The sequence below is a fragment of the Geotoga petraea genome (assembly GCF_900102615.1).
GTDB lineage: Bacteria > Thermotogota > Thermotogae > Petrotogales > Petrotogaceae > Geotoga > Geotoga petraea.
On the sequence record NZ_FMYV01000005.1, the window covers coordinates 89,480 to 112,939 of the forward strand.

The window sequence follows — 23,460 nt, forward strand, 5'->3', positions numbered from 1 at the left end:
GTGATTATCAATGGCTGAAGAAAACCAAAATGAAAATAAAGAAAAAAAACAAAACGGATTAAAAAACATCATATCAAGATTAATACTTTCAGTTAAGCGTTTGAGGTATAAGATAAATAGAAAGGTTATAATTATATCCTCTATAATAATAATTGTAGCTATAGGCGGAATTTTATTAGTGCCAATGATTTTTAACAGTGAAAATGTTTCTTCAACTGAACAAAAGGCCAAAGATTTAGAGATTATGATTCCTAAAAGCGCTTATAGTGGGAACAAACAATTTATAATAAAAGAAATACCAGAAGATTCCATAGAGTATCAAAATCTTACCTCAATGGCGAATTTTCAAGGTAAAATATATTCAGTATTACCAAGTGATGGGGTTGAAGAATCTTCTCTTGTCCCTATGAAAATAAGGTATAAGATACCTAATGATTTATATTTTGGAGATAACTTTACCAACTTTTCAATTGCTTATGCTTCAGAAGATGAACCGCCAGTTATAAGTGAACTACCTGGTTCTAGAATAATTCAAATTGATAACTCGTATTATGTAGAAGCTGAAACTTTTCATTTTTCTAAAATAGGTTTAATCGTAAAATCCCCTCAAGAATCTGATTATGGGATGAAAACTTTAACTGAAAAACCGGCTAGCTATAAACCTGATTTGGTGTTAATACCAGGTACAGACGTAAATTTTACCGGTTATCTGTCAAATACAAATACTTCTGAAAATCCTTATGGGAGTAATTTTTGGTCTGTTTTATTTAAGGAAAGAACAATATGGCAGTATAAATACCCATTAGTCAACACTAAAAGCAAAACCTATTACGATTCTTATCAGGGGTTCTTAATGAGAACTGGCTCAAAATCTTTTATTGAATTTGAAGCTAAAAGATTCGCCCAAGAGTTAAAAAGGCTACCAAACAGAGAGTTTGATATAATAGCTCACGGAGTAGGCGGACTAATTGCAAGATATGCGATTGAATCAGATAAAAGCATTGACAATGTAAGAAATATAGTTTTGTTATCTACACCAAATGATGGAACAAATTTAGCAAATCCTTTATTTTTTAATTTGATATATGGGAAAGATTCAAATTTACTTATGGAAACACTAAAAATTGATGAAGAAACGTCATTTAACATTAAGTATAATTCTAATTTCTATCTTGAACAAATAAACAGCTATTATTATGACCTTATTCCTAATTCTGATTTTTTGAATAAATTGAATTCTTTTGGTATGAGAGAAGATATTAACTATATAACCATAGCCGGTAAAAATAGCGGCATTAAAATGGACCTTAATCAATCTTCCCTATCAAGACTTTACCCAGAGTTTATAAATGGTGAAGGTGATGGAATTGTTTCTGTTAACAGTGCTTTAATCCCTGAAGCAAAGACTAAACTATTATATGATTACAAGTTTTATGATCTTTATTCTAAGCCGGATGTTTTAGAAAACATAAAAAAAATTTTAGAAGATAACTTAGATGCTCCAGACATTAAAGAATTTAAAGATGATGAATTTATTGAAACTTATGAACAGCTTTATTCACAAAATTCTGATGGAACTAATGTTTCACAAGAAAATAATATTGTAGATCAACAAAACCCAGAATTCAATTTACCAATAAATTATTCTGAATTTTCTTTAATTAAAAATATTGAATTCCAAAAGGTATTGAATTATGGAAATCCTTCGTTACATACATTTGATTCGAAAGTATTAATAAGTACAGATAGTGGAATTTATGACATAAATGGAAATGTTCTTTTGAATACAGAAATTATAAATTCCTACGAATATAAAAATAGATTTATTGTGACTTCAAGAGAAGGTGTTTTTGTCTTAGATCAAAATTCTCAAGAATTTATTAAAATTGAAGAAGCATTAATTGAAAGTGATGAAGCTTATTATTTGCCTAACTTTGGATTACTAAGGATTTTTCATAATGTTCAAAATTCGACTGTTTATTTAGACAAAGAAATAATTTCAAATAATTCAAAAATTATGGAAATAGAAGAGTATAATGGAGTAAATTATTTGGTTTTTCAAAATAGAATTTCATTACTAACAAAGGATAATTTGAATGATTTTATCACTAAAGAAAGTATTGTGGATATAACTGGGTCTAATTTTGATTATATAAAAAACATTGAAATTATAAATGGTGACTTTTATGTATCCACTAATGATTACAAATTGATATATGTTAAAGGGGATAGATCTTTTTATCAAATCTTGGGTGATGGAGATGTTGGCAGATTAGATTTAATAACCATCGATGACAATTTATATGTTTTTGGAAGTGATACATTAACTTATTTAGACATCCCAAACAAAAATTTCCCCGGAAATTATCAAAGATTTGATTATTCTAATTTTAATTACACTATAATGGGGGATACTGTTTATGGTATTCGTCAAACATCAAGGGGCTTTGAATTATGGAAAGGAAATCTAACAAGCTTTTAGTTTTATTAATACTGTTCTTGTCTATATTTATTTCTACCTACGCTTCTTATAGTGAAGCATATAATTTATATTTGTCAGGACTTAAAGCTTATAGATCAGGAGAATATGAAAGCGCTCAAAATTTTTTGAGTTCTGCTTTAGAAAAATCCCCAAAAATTGAAGATGAAGTACCTGAAATAAAATTATATTTAGGGCTTTCAGCATTTCAAAATAAAGATTACGATATTTCTTATCAATATTTGTCGCTTTTTCCTGATAATGCTTTAGCTAAAGAATCTATAAGAAATATTGAAAACAATACACTTACAGAAGAGCTTAATCTTAATAATTTAATACTAAGTAGTCCTACAAATGCAGCTACAAAAAATGAAGAAAGTAGTTTTAATTTTGGGAGTTTTATTACAATAACTATTATTATCTTTATAATATCTATTTTAAGTGCGGTAGCAGTTTGGTTCTTATTAAAAAGATTTTCATCATTTGATTTTTCATCAACCAAAAAAAATGTCGATAATGAAATTGAAGAAGCCGAAAGCACAGAAGAAATTATCGAACCAATTAGTTTGGAAGAAGTTATCAATCTTAAACTTGATAATTTAGAAACTATTTGGCAAAAATCAAAGGCCCTTAAAAAACTATTAGGTGAAATAGATGAAGATTTGTCTTATAATTCTGATGGTTCTTCAGAAGAAGAAAGCAAAACTAATAAACTTAAAAAAATGATTGACGATTCAATTAAAGATGTAAACTTAGACGAAATTGAAAATATTTTGGACGATTTTGATAACGAATCTCCTGAAGAAAATGAAAATGTTGATGCTTCTGATCAAAATGAAGAAGATGTTGATAATATAAATATTGATGAAAAACAAAAGGATAATAAAGATGCCCCAGAAAAAGAAATAAGCGAATATATCCCAGAAGAGGTTACTTTAGATGAAGTAAAAGAAAATTGGGAAGATTCGTCTGACTCAATAAAACCTGATCAAAATTTAAAAAATAAATATAACAAAATAATAAATGAAGAAGAAAATGAAATTTTAAGGGAAGCTGAGAATTTTAACGATTTGATCTCTTTAATTGAAGATATAGAAGCTACCAATAAAGATAAAGGACGAAAAGAATATACACAAGCACAAATAGAATCCATATTCAAAACAAACTTTTTTGAAATAAACAATGAAAAAATAAAATAAAGCAGCCTTAAAGGCTGCTTTATTTTATTGGAGCGGATAACGAGACTCGAACTCGCGACCCTCAGCTTGGGAAGCTGATGCTCTACCAACTGAGCTATATCCGCAATATGATATAATTATACCAGAAAAAAATTATATTTTGAAGGTGATTATTTTGATTAAAAAAAATTATTTTGTTTATGTTCTTTCAATATTGCTCTCTTACTTATTGTTAGGCATATTTGTAATTCCAAAAACTTTTTCTGGTGATGTTTACGTTTCTCCCGTGTTAATAAGTATTGGTAATCTTCAAATAAGATGGTATGGATTTTTAATAGCTTTTTCAATATTAATAGCAACTTTAATTGCTGAAAACAGAGCAAAAAAAGAAAACATTTCTCAAGATGATTTTTATTCTGCTGTTATTTTTGGTGTAATTCTTGGTGTGATTGGCGCAAGAATTTATTATGTTGTTTTTAACTTAGATTATTTTTTAAGTAATCCTTTTGAAATCATAATGATCAATCATGGAGGAATGGCAATTCACGGTGGCATATTAGGGGCTATATTATCTGTATATTTATATACTAAATTTAAAAAGAATTCTTCAATTAAATTTTTTCAAGCTCTTGATATATTTACTTTTGTACTACCTTTAGCACAAGCCATTGGTAGATGGGGGAATTTCTTTAACCACGAAGCATACGGCACCCCTACAAATTTACCTTGGAAAATGTTTGTTGCAATAGAGCATAGGATGCCTGGATATGAAAATTTTGAATATTTTCATCCGACCTTTTTGTATGAGTCATTAGGAAATTCAATTATATTTTTGTTTTTACTTTATTATATTAACTATAAAAGAAAAATTAAAGGTGAAGTTACAGCTTTATATTTGATGCTATACTCAGTATTAAGGGGATTCATTGAACTTTTAAGAACAGATAGTTTATATTTCATGGGATTAAAAACTAATGTTATAATGAGTATAATCTTGTTTATAATTGGTTTTTCTTTATTTATATATTTAAGAAGAAAAAATAATGAATAAAAAAATAGTATTTTCGATTAATCTTATAGTTGTATTGCTGGTATTTTTCCCAATAAATATTGTTATTGAAAACGAAAATAATGAATTAAAGATTTTTTCCACTGGTATCAACGTAATTTATTTTAAAACCGAGAATAACAATAATTTTGTTGAAGATAAATTTTTATTTTTTAGAAATATTAAATATAAAGATTATTTAATATTGAACTATTCAAATTATTCTTCCAGATTTACTTATAGTAAAAACAAAATTCAGGATCAATTTAACAGTAAACAAGCCTATTTTTTCTATTCCAAAAATAACTCTTTTTACAATCAAGAAAATGTTTTTTTCACTGAAAAATGGATGAAAGAAGCTATTTTTAATTCGATTAAATTCTTTGAAATGTACGTAAACGAATTTATTTTTACAAATAAGTATTTTTTGAAGGCAGATAACTTTAGATCTTTTCATGTAAAACCAAATGTAATATTTATAAATGATAAAAAAGATATCATTCATGAAATTACTCATGTTATAATTGATAAAAATATAGATCATGAGACTTCAGACATTTGGCCCGAAATTATATCCGAGTCTAACTCAGTTCTATATTTAAAATTAACTAATCATCTCAGATACTTAAATGAGATAGAATTAAAACAGATTAATTACTATATTCCACCATATAGTACTGATGTGTTAGATTTTTTAAAAACTTTTGACTATGATATAGATAAATACAGTTATTTCTTCAACAATATTTTAGAAAATTTTGATTATATCAACGATGAAATTTTCAATCAATTAGTAAAAACCTATAAGGAGGAGGAATTAAAATGAAAATTAAATTTTTTGGGCATTCTTGTTTTAAAATTCAATCTGAAAAGAATTTTATTATCGACCCATTTTTGAAATCAAATCCAGCAGCAAAATACGACGAGGAAGAACTTCAAGACTTAGACTATATCTTGGTGACTCATGGACATGATGACCATCTGGGAGATACCTTGGAAATATCAAAAAAATATGGAGCCACCGTAATAAGTAACGCTGAGATCATAAATTATTTGGTAATGAATGGTTTGGAAAAAGGACATCCTATGCATGTCGGAGGAAGAACAAAATTTGATTTTGGTACTTTAAAAATGACCAACGCAATTCATGGTTCTGGAATAACTAATAACAACACTATTATCGACGGAGGAAATCCAGGAGGATTTTTAATAAATATAGAAGGCAAAAAAATATATCATGCCGGTGACACTGGTTTGACAAAAGACATGGAACTACTTAAAAAAGAGGAAATAGACGTTGCAATGATACCAATAGGTGGAAATTTTGTTATGGACGTAGAAGATGCAGTTTTAGCAGTTAAAATGATAGAACCAAAAATGGTTATTCCTATGCATTATGATACATGGGATATTATAAAAGCTGATGTTAAATCTTTTAAAAATAAAGTAGAATCTTTAAATATTAAGTGCGAAATTATGAATCCAGGAGATTCATTAACAATATAGTCACGGAGATGATTTTATGAAAAAAATTGTATTTATATTTTTGATAACTTTAAGCCTTACAGTTTTTTCGGCTGACTATATTTTCTTTTTTCTTGGGGATGGGATGGGCATTAACCATTTAAAATTAGCGAACGAATACTCCATCAAAAAATATGGTAAAACTCTAAATTATAATTCCCTTGAAAATTTATCAATCTTAAATACAGAATCTTTAGATGGCGTTACTGATTCAGCAGCAGCCATAACCTCTTTTATGAGTTTTGAAAAAACAAACAATAATAAAATAAACATCGATAAAGATGGAAATAAACTAAACCCTGTTTCTTACCATTTTAAAGATACAAATTATAAAATAGCTGTTATAACTTCTAATTCAATTGTTGATGCTTCTCCAGCAGGAATATACGCCAAATCAAATGACAGGAATAACTATATATCTATAGCAAATCAACTTTTAGAAAGCCAGTTCGACCTTTTCATTGGAGGAGGCCGAGCTTTCTTTACCGAAGAAGAAATATTAAAAAAAGGATATATGTATAAAAGAAAAATTGATATCCAAGCTGTTGAACCTAAAAATGAAATAATTCTGACCTCTTATTCAAACAATCCTTTTATATTCGACCAGGATGAAAAAGATTATTATGAGAAAGCTATAAAATATTCTCTAAAAAAATTTGAAGGAGAAAAGTTTTTTATTTTTATTGAAGGCGGAAAAATAGATCACGCTTCTCATGCTCATGATACATTGTCAATGATTGAAGAAATAATTGCTTTTGATAAATCTCTAAAACCAGCCATAGATTTTTATAATAAAAATCCAGATAATACAATTATTCTTTTCACTGCAGATCATGAAACTGGTGGTCTTTCTTTGGGTGATGGTTTTATAAATATAAACAACCTGAGTAGTCAAAAGATATCTTACGATAAACTTATATCAATGATTAATAATAGTGATGATTTTGATGATTTTCAGAAAAAATCTAATGTTTATTTTTTGAATGAAGAAAATTATAATGAGGCTCTTTCCGATAATAATGTTTCTTATTTTGATGATTTTGTTCAAAATTATTTTAATCACTATAATGATTTAGCAGGTATTAAATGGTCAACTTTTGGACATACCATAAATAATGTGGCTTTGTTTTCTAATGGAATTAAATTCGATAAATCAGTTCATTTAACAGATATTTTTTGGGATATAATTAAAAAATGATATCTTTTTCATATTTTTTTAAAATATGAAATTTTTTTCATTATTTGCTAATAACAGCATATTTTGACTTTAAATCACGTTTAAATAAATATAATCGGGTTTTGTAAGCTACTTCTAATGAGATATAATTTTATTGCAGAACGCTTGGATGGTTACCCTCCCTCTTGAAGTGTTTCTGTCCCCGGAAAATTTTTTAGTGAATTAATTTTATTCACTTAATTAAAGGCCTTTTTAGGCCTTTTTTTATTGTTTTTTTGCTTTAAATATGGTAATATATAAAGGTGTTAAATCACTTTAGGAGGGATTACTTTGAATACAAAAAAAATACCTGGAGATATACTGTTTTTATTTTTAACTTTTTTGCTTGTCCCTTTTGTAATGGTGCCTAATTGGGTATATGAATATTCTACTCAAAAACATCTTGTTTTTGCTTTTATGATCACTTCGTTATTAATATTTTACCTTTTTAAAAATAGTTATCTCAATAAAATAGAACTCAAAATTCCTCATTTGTTGTTTGGAGTTTTTGGTCTCTCTACAATTTTGTCTCTTATTTCAGTATATATTGAAAACCCCCATTATTTTAGGTTTTCGCTTGAAGTATCTTTATATACTATTATACTTGTATTTTTTTCAATTCTTGTAACCAACAAATTTGGTAAGGACTTCAGTTTTATTGAACATGGATTGTTAGTTTTCTTGATAACTGGAACAATTATTGCGTTCGACGGTTTACTGAACAAGTTCTTTGGATTTGACCTTTTTTTTGGAAATATTGGAGATCCTTCAGCAAGAATAAGTTTGAGAACTACTATAGGTAATCCCAACTTTGTTTCAGATTACTTAGCACAATTAATACCGATTTCCATTTATTTCATTTTAAAACCAAATAATTCAATTTACTTAAAAATATATTCTTTTATAACTTTATTTATGAGTATTTGGGTTGTTTTATTTGCACAAACTCGTTCAATATATTTAGGTACAGTTGTAGGAATGATTGTTGCATTAATATCTTTCTTTATAGCTAAAAAAAACAAAGAAGATCTTAAATATTTTAAGTCTAAACAATTTTTAAGCTGGTTTTTTATCGTAGTTTTTGCTTTTATATTTTTATTTATGATGTTTAATTTTGAAACACCTTTCAATAAAGGTGGGGAAGTAGTTGCTACTGATAGATTTGCTGCTATGAATTCTATTTCTTCTTGGGATGAAAGATCTTTGTCCTGGAACGCTGCTATAAAGCAGTTTAGCGATCCAGACCATAATATTCATAAATTTATTGGTTCAGGAATAGGGACCTATCCTTTATACGCAATAGAATATATGTCTGAATTACAGCAAGAAGAACCGCAAAGGTATTTATATGCTTGGAATAATTTCAAAAGAGCTCATAATGATTATTTACAAGCTTTAGGGGAAACTGGCATTATAGGCTTTTTGGCAATTTCATTATTATTGATATATTTAATTATCTATTTTTTCAAAACTTTAAGAAATAATTTAGATTTAAATAAATTGTTGTTATTTATTTTATTAGGATGGAGCGTTACTGTAACTGTCGCTCATGCTGGAACAGAATTTGCACTACATATGCACCCAAATCTATTATTAGTTTTATTTATTTTATCTATAGCAGTTTCTGATCAGTTTAATGATAAAACTAAATTATTTAAAATTAAAACCAATATAAAATATATATTGATACCTATAGTTGTAATAGGTATTGTAGTTACTGTTTTGAAAGTTCAAAGTACTGCTTCTGAAGCATATTTTAAAAAAGCACAGTATCAATATAACAAACTAAATGAAATTGATAACGCATTAAAAAATCAATTCCCTACTTTACTTAAAAATCTTGAGCAACAATATAGCCAATACAAAAATGAACTGAATAACTATGCACCAGGATCTTTACAATTTACTCAAATCACTCAAACGCTTGATGAGATTGAAGAAAGAGCAAAAGAAGTGCAAAATGCTCAGTCTAATTATAGTTTAGAAGCAAGAGATGCATATGAAAAATCTATGGATTTCTTCTTAAAATCTCTTGATTCAAACCATACTTTTGGTAAATCGATGTTTTATTTGGCTCAACTTTTTGTTGAGACTCCTTATAGATATGATGACGTAAGTTATGATGATTTACCTGATGCTTTTAACTTGAAACAGGATGAATATAGGCATGTAATTGAAAAATATAAAGGAAGCATAGATCTCATGCCATTTGAAAAAGCATATCTAAGAGAAGATTTGAGTATGATTTATTCAGAGAATATAACCAACGAAAATGTTAAAACAAAATTAGTCCTTTTACAAGGCATTTTAGATGAAATAACTTATTTGAAAACTTCTTTTGCATATTTTACTGAAAAGAATACATATAAACTAATAGCTAAATTATATTATAATATGATAATACAATTAGATACATTGATTAATTCAATACCTGATAAAAATCAAGAAATAAGAGAATTAATGGATAAATACTACAACTCTTTTAATCACTGGAACATTAAAACCATAGAAATACTACCTGGTGGTTGGAATAGGTTCCCAGAATGGGAAAATACCTACGCAGAAATCATTTCTATGAATATAAACCTATTAAAATACATAGATAATGAAAAGATTATGCAAAATATATTTTATTTCATGGAAAGAGATGGTTGGGCTAATTATCACATGGCAAATCTGAATAGAGGTATACCAGATAGCTCTTTATCTATTCTACAAGATCTTTATTTCAACATTGAAAATACAAATATCAAAAAATCTTTAGTAGATAATGTTGTTAATTCTTACAAAGATGTCTATAATTACTACGTTAATTTATCAAAAGATAGCAACGTTTACAATAGATACAAAAATAGAATTGAAAGATTTTTAGAAAGTTATAGATATTTTCAGAGGCGATGAATGTATAAAATAACTATTTTTTTAACAATAATGAGTCTATCTATATTCTTGATTACATTTACAATTTATAAAAATATAGAAGTTTTAAAAAATGATTCTAACCTTTTAAATTTCTATGTAGAGTATAATAGTATTTCTAAAATATTACCTTATATTGGATCTGATGAAGTTAATGATATAATATTAAATGGGTATAAAATTATTAAGATCAACAACATAATAAAAATTGAAAAAATCCAAAATTTAAAGGGGGAATGAATCGAGTGAATAAAACAAAAATTATAGCTGATACTGGCTGTTCTCTTACCCAAGAAATCATAGATAAATACAATTTGAGTGTAATGGGAATGAAAATAGTATTAGATGAAAAAACATATACTGATTATGAAGAATTATCTAAAGGTGAATTTTATAGTAAAATAGAAAATGTAGATGAATTTCATACTGCTCAACCAGCGGTAGGAGAGATACAAAAATATTACGAAAAAATTTTTGAGGAAGGTTATGAAAATATAATTGATATACATTTTTCTTCAAAAATGTCTGGGCTGATAGATTCATGTCAAATGGCAAAAAATACGATGAATAATGGTAATATTAAAATCATTGATACAGAAACTGTTTCTATTGGTTCTTATATGGTTTTAATAAGAATATTAGAACTTTTAGATTCAGGGAAATCTATTGAAGAAATTGAGGAACTATTACCAAGAATAAAAGAAAATGTGGGTTTTCAGTTTAGTGTACCAAATATAAAATATTTGATAAAAAATGGAAGAGTGGGTAAGGCAGAAGGTTTAGCAGGGACTCTTTTGAATATTAAACCTATTTTAAGTGTTGATGAAGGACAAATATACCCCTTAGCAAAAATTAGAGGGATGAAAAAAGTATTCACAGCAATGGCCAAAAATGCTGTAGAATTTTTGAAAGATAGACCCTACAACATAAAAATTTATAAAACATGGGGATTAGATCATAACAAACCAGATATGGACAAGATGTTTGATGAATTCATGAGAAGTTTTGAAAAATTGGAATATGATAATTATAAAATTATTGAGGACCAATTACCTCCTACCATTATTTGTCACAGCGGTCCCGAAGTAATAGGACTTGCTGTATATGGAGAAAAAGAAGAGATAAAATGAATTTAGATTTAGAATCATATATTAAAGAAATTGAAAATATTTTAAGACAAAAAGATAAAAATATTAAAAGCTGGGATGATATTTATCCCAGTTTTATTTCATTAAGTAAAAAAAATGCGTCACTTATTAAGATAAACAATATGGAAGAAGATATTAAAAAGATACTATCTTATGTTAAACCTTTGGGAATTCTTGATACAGAAAGAAAGAACAAAAGACTAAAAGGTTTAAAAGATGCAGTATTAAAGCTTAAAGAAAAATACTTGGTAGATTCTTTTGAAGAGAGTGTATCAAAATATTCTCTTTTCACCGATATTAAATATGTAAAAAATGTAGGTACAAAAAGAGCTTCTTATTTGAAAAAATTAGGTATAGAAAACATTTACGATGCAATTTATTTTCCTCCAAGAGACTACGAAGATAGAAGAAAAATTTCAAAAATTATTTCTTTAGAAGATGGTTATAAATATTTTGTTTTAGGAAAGATAGTAAATTTCCAAGAAAATAAAATTAATAAAGGTTTAACAATATATAGTTACGCCGTAGAAGACGACACTGGAGTTATGGAAGTTACTTTTTTCAACCAAAATTATGTTAAATCTTACTTTAAAATTGGTGTCACAGCAGCTTTTTTTGGAAAAGTAGAAAACAATTTTGGGAAAAAACAAATGAAAGCGCCTGAATTTCAGATAATAAATAACATAAACGAAATTGAGGCTAAGATTATGCCTGTTTATCCTTTAACATATGGCGTCTCACAAGCAGTAATGAGAAAAATAACTCAAAATATATTATTACATGATACAAACTATCAAGAATATTTACCAAAGTTTTTTTTAGATAAGTTTAATATTTTAAATCTAAAAAAAAGAATTAAAGGGCTTCATTTTCCAAAGTCTTTTTACCATAAAAACAGGGCTTTATCGTCTTTAAAATTTGATGAAGCATTTCTTTTTGAGGTCGCAATTCTTTCGGCAAAAAAACAGTTTGAAAATAACATAAAAGGATTTCCTAAACAGTTTGAAGGGACACTTTCATCAAAATTTATGAGTTCTTTATCTTTTGTCCTAACTGATTCTCAAAAAAATTGTTACGAAGAAATCAAAAATGATATGAAAGATCCAAAACCTATGAATAGACTTTTGCAAGGGGATGTGGGTTCTGGTAAAACAGTCGTTTCTGAGCTTGCTATAATTGACAATTATGAAGCTGGATTCCAATCTTCTATAATGGTTCCTACAAGTGTATTAGCAAAACAACAATATAAAAAAATAAAAAATCACATGGACCCCTTAGGTATTAAAGTAGAAATATTATTGGGAGAAACCAGCAATAAAGAAAAAGATGAAATCAAAGAAAAACTCTCAAATGGTGATATAGACATTATTATTGGAACACACGCTATAATACAAGAAGATGTGACTTTCAAAAATTTAGGTTTTGTTGTTATAGATGAACAACATAGATTCGGTGTTAATCAAAGATTAGATTTAATTTCTAAAGGATTTTCACCAGATATTCTTGTTATGACTGCCACACCTATACCAAGAACCCTTGCTTTGACTTTGTATGGTGACTTGGATGTAAGTACTATAAGAGAAATGCCAAAAGGGAGGAAATCAATTAAAACTGTTTTAACTACCGATGGCAAAAGTAATAAAATATACGAATTTATTGAAAAAGAATTGAAAAAAAATAATCAAGCTTTTTTCATCTACCCTTTAGTTGAAGAGTCTGAAAAAATAGATCTGAAAAATGCAACTGACATGTATAAAAGTTTAAAAAATGTTTTTCCTGATTATAATATAGGTTTGTTGCATGGGAAGATGAAACCCGAAGAAAAAACAGAAATTATGGATAAATTTGTTTCCAAAGAATTCAACGTTTTAGTTTCAACAACAGTTGTTGAGGTCGGTGTTGATATTCCAGATGCAACCGTTATGGTTATAGAACACCCAGATAGATTCGGCCTATCTCAACTTCATCAGTTGAGAGGTAGAGTGGGAAGATCTAATAAACAAGCTTACTGTTTTTTAGTTGTAAATGGAAATTTGAATCAAGATACAAAAGACAGGTTACTTGATTTTTCAAATACTTTAGATGGTTTTGAAGTTTCCAACATAGATTTAAAATGGAGAGGCCCTGGTAAATTTTTTGGTACCCTTCAGCATGGGTTACCTGATTTTAAATTTTTAGATATTATAAATGATTTAGAAATTATAGATGAAGTGAAAAGAGAAGTTGATAATTTATTAGAAAAAGATTTGGATATGTCTAAAATTAATAAGGAAATAAAAAGAAGATATAAAAACAATATCGACTTGATAAAAGCATTTTGAGGTGAGTATATGTCATTAAAAATTGAAACTGGTTATATGAAAGGTTTAACTTTTGATACAGTTAAAAGCAGTAAAACCAGATATACTCCTGGTCAACTAAGAAGGACTTTAACTAATATTTTTGATTTTAATGGTTCTAATATGCTGGAAATATTTTCTGGAAGCGGAGGAGTATCTTTTGAGTTTATAAGTAATGGTTTGAATCATTCTCATTTGATAGATGTAAATGGGAAATCCATATCAATTATAAAAAAGAATGCAAATAAATTAAAAGTTACAGACAAAATTTCTGCAATAAAAGGAGATTTTAGATCTGTTATTCCCTCATTAATTGATAATGCGATGAGTTTTAATTATATTTTTGCAGACCCCCCTTTTAACTTAGGCTTTTGCAATGAATTGGTTAAGTTTTTAGACGTTAACCATTTGATTCTTAAAGATGGTGGATATTTTATTCTTGAAAGATCTAAGCATGAAAATTATTCTGTAGATTTTCTTAAACATTTAAAATTAGACGAATCAAGGGATTACGGAGATATTGATATCGACATATATTATAAATAGTGCTAAGATGAATCTTAGCACTATTTATTTTATATCAAAATATTCAATTACAGCATCTTTTATTATTTCAGCAAAATCTTCAACATAATCACCATCGTTGAATTTTTTTTCAACAGCTTCATTGCTTAAAAAATCAAGTTCAAATAGTATTGCTGGGCTCCTTGTGTACCTAAGCACTGCAAACTCGGCTGGCTCAATTCGTCTATTTTTAAATCCTTTATTTTCTATGTGTTTTTCTAAGATCTCAGCAAAATCAAAACTATCAGAAATTGAAGTTTCTTTAATGTTGGTCCAACTTTCTAACAAATCTTTATCTTTGTTAAAGTCTAAATTTTCTTTCCAAGCTATCATTCTGGCATAAGTGGATTTTGAAAAATCAAAATAATATAATTCTGATCCCCTTGTTGAAGGATAAGTTGGAAATGAGTTTAAATGTATGCTAATGAATAAATCAGCATTTTTATCGTTAGAAAATTTTGCTCTACCGTGTAAATCTATATATTGATCAGAATCCCTTGTTAGATACGTTTCAATAGAATAATTTGCTAACATTTCTTTTGCTCTTTTGGCTACTTTTAAAGTCAAATCTTTTTCAAGTGTTTTTCCTAATCCCACTGCACCTGGTTCCCAGCCACCATGTCCGGGATCCAAAACCACGACTGGGAATTCCGATTCTTCAAATGCGAAATCCAGTATCAATCTCGAAGGTTCAAATGTTTTTTTTACAGAATGTTTTACATTAATTTTGATTTTTATCCAAACAATAGTAGACGTTTGATGATAAGCTGTTATATACTCAATTTTATTGTTATATTCTTTTTCAATAAAATTACCTGGAATTTGTGCATTTTCAACTATCACAAGATATCCTGTTTCATTTGTCAAAGGATATATTTTTGGATTAACTTCAGAAGAAAACTCAATAATTGTTCTTGCGGATTCTTTTTTAATATAAGTATTAATAGAATCAACTCTTGCTAATGGAATGTTAAAAAATATCCCAGCAGAGGAATTTATTAATTCAAGGTTAAGTGCCTTTGCAATAATTTCAGCAGATAAATACAACTTACCATCAATGTAATGTTTGTCTTCTTCAGAAAAAGAGTAAGACTCTTGAGAATTTATTATCATCATATTATTCTTTGGGAATATGAAAACTTTCCATTTGCCATTCGATATATAATAGAGAGTATCATTATTTACTGTAAGGTTCTTGTTAGCTTTATGTGTCATCATTTCTAAATCATAATAATACTTTCCATCCTTTTCAACATAATAATCCTCATCCAAACTTCTCCATTGAAAAAAAACATTCTGAGAAAAAAGAGTTATCACAGAAAGAAGCATTAGTATGATTAAGATATTTTTTTTTAATTTCATGTTATTCTCCACCCATAGCTAAGTAGCTCTCTTCATATATGTAAGCATATCTTATATCACCTAAAAAGTTTAATGGATCAAGGGACGAGTTGTATATATTGTTAATTTGATAATGCAAATGATTACCTGTAGATAATCCTGTGTTTCCAACTTTTCCAATCATATCTCCCTTTTTAACAACCATACCAGGTACAACATTAAATTCACTCATGTGAGCGTAAATATATTTTTTATCAAAACTTTTTATGATAACATGTTTTCCATATCCACTATCTTCTTTTATTTCCTCTACAATTCCATTTGCAGTGGAAAATATGGGTGTCCCTTTTGGCGCAGCAATATCTATCCCCTCATGAAATTTTTTAACTTTATATACCGGATGAATTCTATATCCATAGTTTGATGTCACGTAACCCATAACCGGCCAATTTGAAGAAACATTAAAACATTCACCAATTTTATCAAATGGTATTTTAAGTTTTTGATTATAAAAAATTTGATTGGGATTTTTTATGTTGTTTGCATGTAGAATCTCTTCTGGTTTAATGAAAAAATATTTTGAAATTTTATAGATATTGTCTCCATATTTTATTGTATACTCAAAAACATTTTCTTCTGGAATATTTATTTTTTGACCAATTTGCAAATATTTTTGGTTTAATAAAAATTCATTTTTTTCAACTATAACCTGTATATCAATTCCAGTTTTTTTTGAAATTTTTGTAAGATTATCTCCAGATTGAACATAATAGTCATAGGCAAAAATATTTAATGATATTATAAGCAATAATGTTATAATAATTGCTTTTTTCTTTCTTGTAGAATGCATTATTTTTCCTCCAAGACTTCAATTAATTTCTCGGCTATTTTATGATTTGGTAATATATAATCAGCATAACCGTCTTCTACTACAGCTTTGGGCATTCCATATACCACACATGTCTCTTTCGATTCAGCAATTATTTTTCCTCCATAATGCTTAATTTTAAAAGCACCTTTAGCACCATCTCTGCCCATACCTGTTAAAATAACACCAACACAACCTGAATTAAATATCTCTGCAGCTTGATCAAAAGTAAAGTCTGCAGCTGGCCTAACGTTATTAATTTTTTCTGAAGAGTCCAAAAATATTTGTATTTTACCAGAATTAATTTTTTTCAATCCCATATGATAATTACCAGGGGCAACATAAACATAATTTTTTTGTAATACATCACCATCTTCTGCTTCTTTCACAGTTAGATCAGATATTCTGTTCATCCTATCGGCAAGTGACTTTGTGAATCCAGCTGGCATATGTTGAACTACCAAAATCGGAACGTTTATTTCACCAGGCAACTTAGGGATAACCTTATCTAAAGATCTTGGGCCCCCAGTTGAACTGGCAACTAATAAAATTTTATCTCCTAACAACTTAACAGGTTTTCTTACTTTAGTCTTATCAGATTTCATTAATTTTAAAGTATCTATATTTATATCCGATGATTCGTTTATCTTTTTTATCAATTCATCTTGAACTTGTCTAAAAGTCCAAGAAGTACTTCCAGCTGGTTTTTGTATAAAATCTACTGCCCCATTTTCTAAAGATTCTATTGTAATTGAAGCTCCTTCTGAAGTCAAACTACTAACCATTAGAACTTTTGTAGGTGATTTTTTCATAATAATTTTAAGAGCTTCAAGCCCATTTAATTTAGGCATTTCAACATCTAAAGTAATCACATCAGGTTTTAAATTAGTTGCTTTTTCTATGGCTTCTAATCCATCCCTGGCCAAACCTATGACTTTCATATTTGGTTGCTTGTCTATTATGTCTTTTAATACCATTCTCATGAATGCAGAGTCATCTACGATTAATACTTTAATCATCTTTTCCACTACCTTTTCCTCCCTTTTCCCTTGAAAATAGTTTAATTGAGGCCAGGAAAATTATCGCTATAATTATACCATATCTCGAACTCAAACCGAAAATAGCGTTACCAAAAATAACTATTCCTATAACTACTGAAAAAACGGCTGCTATCAAAACCATCGCAGCCGATATATCTTTTATTATCCCTACAACAGGATTATAATCCGGATTAATAAAATCCATTATTTTTTCTATTGTAGTGTTTAACCCTTCCATTACTAAAACAATCATAGTGGCAAAACTCAACCACATTATTTCATTTCCGGGTAAATCAAGTAGAAATGCCATTATCATGACTAATAACCCAATGTTAGTTTGAATTCTAAAATTTCTTTGGGATTTATATAATTCTTTTATGCCTTTCAAAGCGTAAGTAAAAGACCTGTAGAACTTTTTCAATTATTCATAACCTCTGCCTAATCTTGTGATTACATTGTCGGTCTTTATTTTATATTTTTTATCCAATGATTCATATCCTAATCTTAAAGCTTTTTCATCCATTTCATGGTAACTTGACTTTACATTTTCTTTCATTGTAGCTATTAATGTATCTAAAGAAATAATGTCTGTTACTTTAGACAATATCCCCAATCCAACCATGTTTGCAACGTTTAAGCTGCCTATTTCTTTGTAAGCTATTTTTGATGCTGAAACTTTAATAATCTTTTTAGTTGTTCTGTTAACTGTTTGAGGCATCTTTTTTACAAATTCATCATCATAAAAAACTATTCCATTTTTTTTCAAAAATTCTATATGTTCAACTCCTAAATCATGCATTATGTATATTATGTTGAAAATATCAGCTTTAGGGTAATCTATAGGTTCTTCATCATATAAAACATCACAATATGATAATCCACCTCTAACCTGAGCACCATAATGTTGTGTCTGCACTACCCAATAGCCTTCTTTTACCAAAGCTTGAGCCAAGACCATCCCCATTAAGATGTTCCCTTGTCCGGCTTCTCCTGATATTCTTATAGCTCTAGGATTAGATATTGATAAATTCATTCCTCATCGCCTCCTTCAGAAAACCTTTTCTGAAGTTTTTGATATTCTGAAATATAGTCTCTTTTTTCTTTGTTTACAAACTCTCCAATCACTATTTTATCTTGAAGTTCTTCTTCTGACATGTCTTTGGCTTTATTCAATGTAATACTATTGTTTTTAAAGTATTCCTGCATTTGATATGGTTTTGGCATATTATTATATCTACCAAAATATGTATGACAGTTTGTAGCTATTTCTACTACAGACATTCCTTTGTGTTTCAACGCATTTTCAATATATTTTGCCGATTGCATAAAATGATATACAGTTGATCTTGCAACATATGTTGCTCCTGAGGTTATTGCAAGTTCTACTGGATCAAATTGATTTTCTAAATTACCATATGGGGCGGTTGAAGCCATTGAATCACTTGGAGTCATTGGAGAATATTGACCTCCTGTCATACCATAAATAGAGTTGTTAAAAAGTATCACTGTAATATCCATATTTCTTCTACATGCATGAATAAAATGATTTCCACCAATAGCTAACATATCGCCATCTCCACCCATAACAACGACATCAAAATCTGGCCGAGCCAATTTTACACCAGTAGCAAATGCAATTGCTCTTCCGTGTAACGTATGCATAGTGTTAAAATCCAAATATCCTGTAACTCTTGAAGAACAACCTATTCCAGAAACAACTGCGACTTTATTTTTATCAAGTTGTAATTTGTTAGCTGCTTCTATGAATGATTTCATTATGATTCCATTTCCACAGCCAGGACACCATACATGCGACATTCTATCTGTTCTTAGATAGTTAAAATATTTTGCTGATGGCATTAACTGCACCTCCGTAATTTATTGAAAAGTTATCCCATTATAAAAGTTTCAATTTTTGATTTTTCAAAAAAAAGTTTTGTCAAAGAATCTGGATAAGGGTTCCTATATATAACTTTTTTTATTCCAGCGTTTATAACTAATCTTGCACAAACTGAACAAGGCTGATGTGTCACGTAAATAGAAGCATTATCTGTTCTAATACCAAATTTAGCAGCTTGCATAAGAGCATTTTGCTCAGCATGCAGACCATAACAAACTTCTTGATGTTCTCCACTTGAAATACCAAGATCATCTCTTATACAGCCTATTTCATCACAATGAGGAAATCTACTTGGAGGTTGATTATAGCCTGTAGCCAATATTCTTTTATCTTTGACTATTACAGCTCCAACTTTTCTATGAGTACAAGATGATCTTTGACTCACAAGAAAAGCAACTTCCATGAAGTATTCATCCCATGTTTGATTGTTTTTTTTTTTATTTTTTTTATTTTTAAATTTTTTAAATGATCTTCAACTCTTTCTGACATTTTCATGTTATCAAATCCTCCAATTCTAATATTTTTACAAAAGAACTTGTGGAGTAATCGAGCCCTTTTTTGCTTAACCTGACATTTTCATCAACTATAAAAAAATTGTCTTTTTTTAAAAAGTTAACGACTACATCAAAATACTCAGGATATTTATCTTTGATTTTTTTTAAAGGAATACCATCTATCAATCTCAAACCCATGAATAAGGTCTCTATTAAATCTTCTTTTTTATCATTTTTTTTATAATAATCATAAGGCTTTTTACCTTCAGAAACTTGTTTTATATAGTATGAAAAATTTTTCGTATTTACATATCTACTACTATTATAATACCCTCCTGCTGAAACACCAAACCCGATATACTCCAAATTTTGCCAATAAATCTTATTATGAAGCGACTCTTTGTTAAAAATTGCCCAGCTCGAAATCTCATAACGTTTGTAATCATTTTTCTCAAAGTAATCATAAATCAAATCTGCAAAATCTTCAACCATTTCATATTTTGGGAGAGATATTTTTTTATTTTTTATCATTCTGTTAAGTACAGATTCATGATTGTTATCATAAATATAATAAGATACGTGTGGAGGATTTTTTTCTGATATGAAATTTAAATTTTTCTCAACAGATTTGATAGTCTCACCTGGTAATCCCAATATGAAATCTAAATTATAATTATCAAAATATTTTTTTATTTTATTTACTGCATTTTTAGCTGTTTTTGCGTCATTTTGCCTATTTACCATTTTCAGTATATTATTATCAAGGCTTTGTATTCCAACAGATATTCTATTAACTCCAATTTTTTTGTAATTAGCTAAAATTTCATCTTTAACATCTTCAGGATTCATCTCGATGGTAAATTCTTCTAAATGTGAAAGATCAAAAGTATTTTCCAATTGTTCTTTTATTTCTTCTATATAATCAAAGCTAACATGGCTTGGTGTTCCTCCACCTATGTAAATAGTTTTAACCATTAAATCTGGATTTTCATATAATTTAATTTCCTTTAATAAAGCTTCAAAATAATTTTTTCCCATATTCTTATTCTTTGTAATAACAGAGGAGTAATCACAGTAAAAACATTTGTTAGAACAAAAAGGAACGTGAACATAAATACCTATATCCCTAAAATTCAAAGAATAACCCTCCCGAATTTTCATCAATTAAAAATAAAACTGGGAACTTTAAATTTTTATTAACCACATAAATTTCATATCCAAAATCATGTTTAAGTTCAGCTTTTAATCCTATTAAAAAATCTTGATTAAATATTGGTAAAGTAAAATCAGTAAAGAATACTGGAAAGAAACCAGCGTCATATGAAATGCCTAAGCCCAAACCTTCATTGTTATATTTATCAAAATTGACTAACTTTAAATCAATGCTAAAATCGTCAGATCCTGTAATCCTGAATGGAACTTTAAACCATCGCTGAAGTTCTAAATTCAATTTAATAAAAGAGTTCGTGTCATTTTTTGCCACAAAAAACGAACCTTTTAAATAACTTGGTACAAAAAATTCTAAGAGATTGTAGTCTTTAATGCTATATCCACCAGTAAATACCTCTGTTCGTGTAAATTTTAAAGAGTTTACCACTCCAAATAAACTATCTTTCTTTCTTTCTTCATACCCCATGCCAAAAGGCTCGCTGTTTAACGGGATATTTATGAAAAAATTAAAATATCTGAACCCTTTTTTTATTTTTATAGTTCTACCAAATATTTGGTTTTCAGAGTATAAAAAATCATTGTCGTATAAATTTATTTGAAAATCATATTTCTGCTCTTTATAATTATATTGAATTGCTGGGCTGAAATTTAAGGAATTCTCTTTTGTTATATCATCTTTAATATTTAGTATAATCTGAGAATTTACCAGCAAAGTAAATAACAAAAATAAAGATAAAAAAAATTTTTTCATTTTTATCACTCCATTTATTTATTATAAGTGAAAACCGGGTGTTTTAACCCGGTTTATTCGTTTAGTAATTTAACAAATATTTTATTAACTTTGGCAGGATTTGCTTTTCCTTTTGTTTGTTTCATTACCTGCCCTACAAAAAATCCCAAAAGATTCGTTTTTCCATTTTTATATTTTTCCACATTCTTTTCATTGTTAGCCAAAATTTCTCTGGCCATATCTTCAAGCATTTTATCGTCATCTATTTGTTCTAATCCTTTTTCTTTTACAATATCTTCAGGATCTTTTCCATCATAGACTTCTTCAAAAATATCTTTTGCAATTTTTGTTGATATTTTTCCATCTTTTATTAGATCAAAGAGTTTCTTAAAATGGTCTGGAGTCAATTTTAAATCTTCCACTTCTTCTTCTCTTTCTTTCATTATCCTGGTCATATCTCCCATGAACCAATTACTTAAAAATTTACCGTCTGGAACTTTTTTGGCACACTCTTCATAGAAATCCGCCAACTCTTTTGATGAAACTAATACCCCTGCATCATATTCAGGTATGCCATATTGTTCTACAAACCTTTCTTGTTTTTGCTTTGGTAATTCTGGTAAATCTTTTTTTACCTCTTCTATAAACTCATCATCAACCTCTAAAATTGGTAAATCTGGCTCCGGAAAATATCTATAATCAGCTTCTTCTTCTTTAGTTCTCATTGAAAAAGTTTTCTTATTGTTAGCATCCCAACCTCTGGTTTCTTGAACCATAGGTTCTTTTTTATCCATTATTTCAATTAACCTTTCTCTTTCGTATTCGAGCGCTTTTTCAACAAATTTAAAAGAATTTATATTTTTTACCTCAACCCTTTTGCTTGATTCTCCTGTTTCTTCGTTAACTATTGAAATATTCGCATCACATCTAAGAGCACCTTTTTCCATATCTCCACTGGATATGTTTGCATATCTCAAAATATTCCTTAGTCTTTCCATAAATTCTCTGGCTTCTGAAGGAGACTTTATATCTGGTTCAGTAACGATCTCTATTAAAGGTATTCCAGCTCTATTATAATCTATCAAACTTTCTGAAGCTGAAGAAATGGCATCACCTTCATGCAACATTTTACCAGTATCTTCTTCCATATGTATTCTCTTTATTCTTATTTTGTGGCCATTTATTTCAATAAAAGCGTCTTCTATTATTGGAGTAAAATACTGGGTTATCTGATATCCTTTTGGAAGATCTGGATAGAAATAATTTTTTCTATCAAATTTAGAAATCTTGTTGATTTTACCATTTAATGCAACCCCTGCCATAACAGCAAGTTTAACAGCGCTTTCATTCAAAACTGGAAGTGAACCTGGTTGGCCAGAACACACTGGACAAACGTTTTTGTTTACTTCAGTTTCAAAGTGATCAGCTGAACAGTTGCAAAAAGCTTTTGTTTTAGTTAATAACTGTGTATGAATTTCTAGTCCAATTACTGTTCTATACAT

General features: G+C 28.4%; 20 protein-coding genes, 1 tRNA gene and 1 pseudogene. 11 read left to right on the forward strand and 11 right to left on the reverse strand.

Going from position 1 to position 23,460, the window contains the following annotated elements; genetic code table 11:
• Positions 1 to 10 precede the first annotated feature (10 nt).
• Both BLS00_RS06860 and BLS00_RS06865 read left to right on the forward strand, forming a co-directional pair.
• Entirely contained in the window at positions 11 to 2,482 is a 2,472-nt protein-coding gene (locus BLS00_RS06860; RefSeq protein WP_091404041.1) for a lipase family alpha/beta hydrolase, read from the forward strand.
• Entirely contained in the window at positions 2,455 to 3,678 is a 1,224-nt protein-coding gene (locus BLS00_RS06865) for a hypothetical protein (RefSeq protein WP_091404044.1), read from the forward strand. Before BLS00_RS06860 ends, BLS00_RS06865 begins: the two co-directional genes overlap by 28 nt.
• Positions 3,679 to 3,706: 28 nt before the next feature.
• Here the strand turns inward: BLS00_RS06865 and BLS00_RS06870 are convergent.
• Positions 3,707 to 3,782, reverse strand: a tRNA-Gly gene (locus tag BLS00_RS06870).
• 50 nt (positions 3,783 to 3,832) lie between these two features.
• Here BLS00_RS06870 and lgt point away from each other — a divergent pair.
• From lgt to BLS00_RS06915, 9 genes are all read left to right on the forward strand, one after another.
• Positions 3,833 to 4,708: a prolipoprotein diacylglyceryl transferase gene (lgt, locus tag BLS00_RS06875; RefSeq protein WP_167849028.1), complete on the forward strand. Its 876-nt coding sequence runs from the start codon at positions 3,833 to 3,835 to the stop codon at positions 4,706 to 4,708.
• A complete protein-coding gene (locus tag BLS00_RS06880) occupies positions 4,701 to 5,531 on the forward strand; it encodes a hypothetical protein (RefSeq protein ID WP_091404050.1) in 831 nt (276 codons plus the stop codon). Before lgt ends, BLS00_RS06880 begins: the two co-directional genes overlap by 8 nt.
• Complete coding sequence (locus BLS00_RS06885; protein WP_091404052.1) at positions 5,528 to 6,211, forward strand: metal-dependent hydrolase; 684 nt, start codon at positions 5,528 to 5,530, stop codon at positions 6,209 to 6,211. The genes BLS00_RS06880 and BLS00_RS06885 overlap by 4 nt, the downstream gene beginning before the upstream one ends.
• Positions 6,212 to 6,227: 16 nt before the next feature.
• Complete coding sequence (locus BLS00_RS06890; protein WP_091404053.1) at positions 6,228 to 7,427, forward strand: alkaline phosphatase; 1,200 nt, start codon at positions 6,228 to 6,230, stop codon at positions 7,425 to 7,427.
• Between the two features lie 309 nt (positions 7,428 to 7,736).
• Positions 7,737 to 10,346 (forward strand): O-antigen ligase family protein, encoded by a 2,610-nt coding sequence (locus BLS00_RS06895; RefSeq protein WP_091404056.1) that lies wholly within the window; start codon positions 7,737 to 7,739, stop codon positions 10,344 to 10,346.
• Entirely contained in the window at positions 10,347 to 10,604 is a 258-nt protein-coding gene (locus tag BLS00_RS06900) for a hypothetical protein (RefSeq protein WP_091404060.1), read from the forward strand.
• Between the two features lie 5 nt (positions 10,605 to 10,609).
• Positions 10,610 to 11,494, forward strand: a complete 885-nt coding sequence (locus BLS00_RS06905; RefSeq protein WP_240724358.1) for a DegV family protein — start codon at positions 10,610 to 10,612, stop codon at positions 11,492 to 11,494.
• Positions 11,491 to 13,833 (forward strand): ATP-dependent DNA helicase RecG, encoded by a 2,343-nt coding sequence (recG, locus tag BLS00_RS06910; protein WP_091404064.1) that lies wholly within the window; start codon positions 11,491 to 11,493, stop codon positions 13,831 to 13,833. Before BLS00_RS06905 ends, recG begins: the two co-directional genes overlap by 4 nt.
• Before the next feature lie 9 nt (positions 13,834 to 13,842).
• The gene (locus BLS00_RS06915) at positions 13,843 to 14,397 is read left to right on the forward strand and encodes an RsmD family RNA methyltransferase (protein ID WP_091404066.1); all 555 of its coding nucleotides are present in this window, start codon (positions 13,843 to 13,845) and stop codon (positions 14,395 to 14,397) included.
• A gap of 24 nt (positions 14,398 to 14,421) precedes the next feature.
• Here the strand turns inward: BLS00_RS06915 and BLS00_RS06920 are convergent, their stop codons facing one another.
• The 10 genes and pseudogenes from BLS00_RS06920 to gatB all read right to left on the reverse strand — a co-directional run bounded on the left by BLS00_RS06920 (position 14,422) and on the right by gatB (position 23,460).
• Positions 14,422 to 15,777 (reverse strand): N-acetylmuramoyl-L-alanine amidase family protein, encoded by a 1,356-nt coding sequence (locus BLS00_RS06920; protein ID WP_091404069.1) that lies wholly within the window; start codon positions 15,775 to 15,777, stop codon positions 14,422 to 14,424.
• Between the two features lies 1 nt (position 15,778).
• Complete coding sequence (locus BLS00_RS06925; RefSeq protein WP_091404076.1) at positions 15,779 to 16,606, reverse strand: M23 family metallopeptidase; 828 nt, start codon at positions 16,604 to 16,606, stop codon at positions 15,779 to 15,781.
• Positions 16,606 to 17,643, reverse strand: a complete 1,038-nt coding sequence (locus BLS00_RS06930) for a protein-glutamate methylesterase/protein-glutamine glutaminase (protein WP_091404383.1) — start codon at positions 17,641 to 17,643, stop codon at positions 16,606 to 16,608. Before BLS00_RS06930 ends, BLS00_RS06925 begins: the two co-directional genes overlap by 1 nt.
• On the reverse strand, positions 17,636 to 18,085 hold the full coding sequence (locus tag BLS00_RS06935) for a diacylglycerol kinase family protein (RefSeq protein WP_091404079.1): 450 nt from the start codon (positions 18,083 to 18,085) through the stop codon (positions 17,636 to 17,638). Before BLS00_RS06935 ends, BLS00_RS06930 begins: the two co-directional genes overlap by 8 nt.
• Positions 18,086 to 18,697, reverse strand: coding sequence for a 2-oxoacid:ferredoxin oxidoreductase subunit gamma family protein (locus BLS00_RS06940; RefSeq protein ID WP_091404082.1), 612 nt, complete (start codon positions 18,695 to 18,697; stop codon positions 18,086 to 18,088).
• Positions 18,694 to 19,524 (reverse strand): 2-oxoacid:ferredoxin oxidoreductase subunit beta, encoded by an 831-nt coding sequence (locus BLS00_RS06945; protein ID WP_091404085.1) that lies wholly within the window; start codon positions 19,522 to 19,524, stop codon positions 18,694 to 18,696. Before BLS00_RS06945 ends, BLS00_RS06940 begins: the two co-directional genes overlap by 4 nt.
• A 29-nt stretch (positions 19,525 to 19,553) precedes the next feature.
• Positions 19,554 to 20,053: pseudogene (locus tag BLS00_RS06950) on the reverse strand (deoxycytidylate deaminase).
• Positions 20,054 to 20,055: 2 nt separating this feature from the next.
• Complete coding sequence (gene hemW / locus BLS00_RS06955; protein ID WP_176759862.1) at positions 20,056 to 21,195, reverse strand: radical SAM family heme chaperone HemW; 1,140 nt, start codon at positions 21,193 to 21,195, stop codon at positions 20,056 to 20,058.
• Positions 21,185 to 21,979, reverse strand: coding sequence for a hypothetical protein (locus BLS00_RS06960; RefSeq protein ID WP_091404090.1), 795 nt, complete (start codon positions 21,977 to 21,979; stop codon positions 21,185 to 21,187). The genes hemW and BLS00_RS06960 overlap by 11 nt, the downstream gene beginning before the upstream one ends.
• Positions 21,980 to 22,032: 53 nt before the next feature.
• Complete coding sequence (gene gatB / locus BLS00_RS06965) at positions 22,033 to 23,460, reverse strand: Asp-tRNA(Asn)/Glu-tRNA(Gln) amidotransferase subunit GatB (protein ID WP_091404092.1); 1,428 nt, start codon at positions 23,458 to 23,460, stop codon at positions 22,033 to 22,035.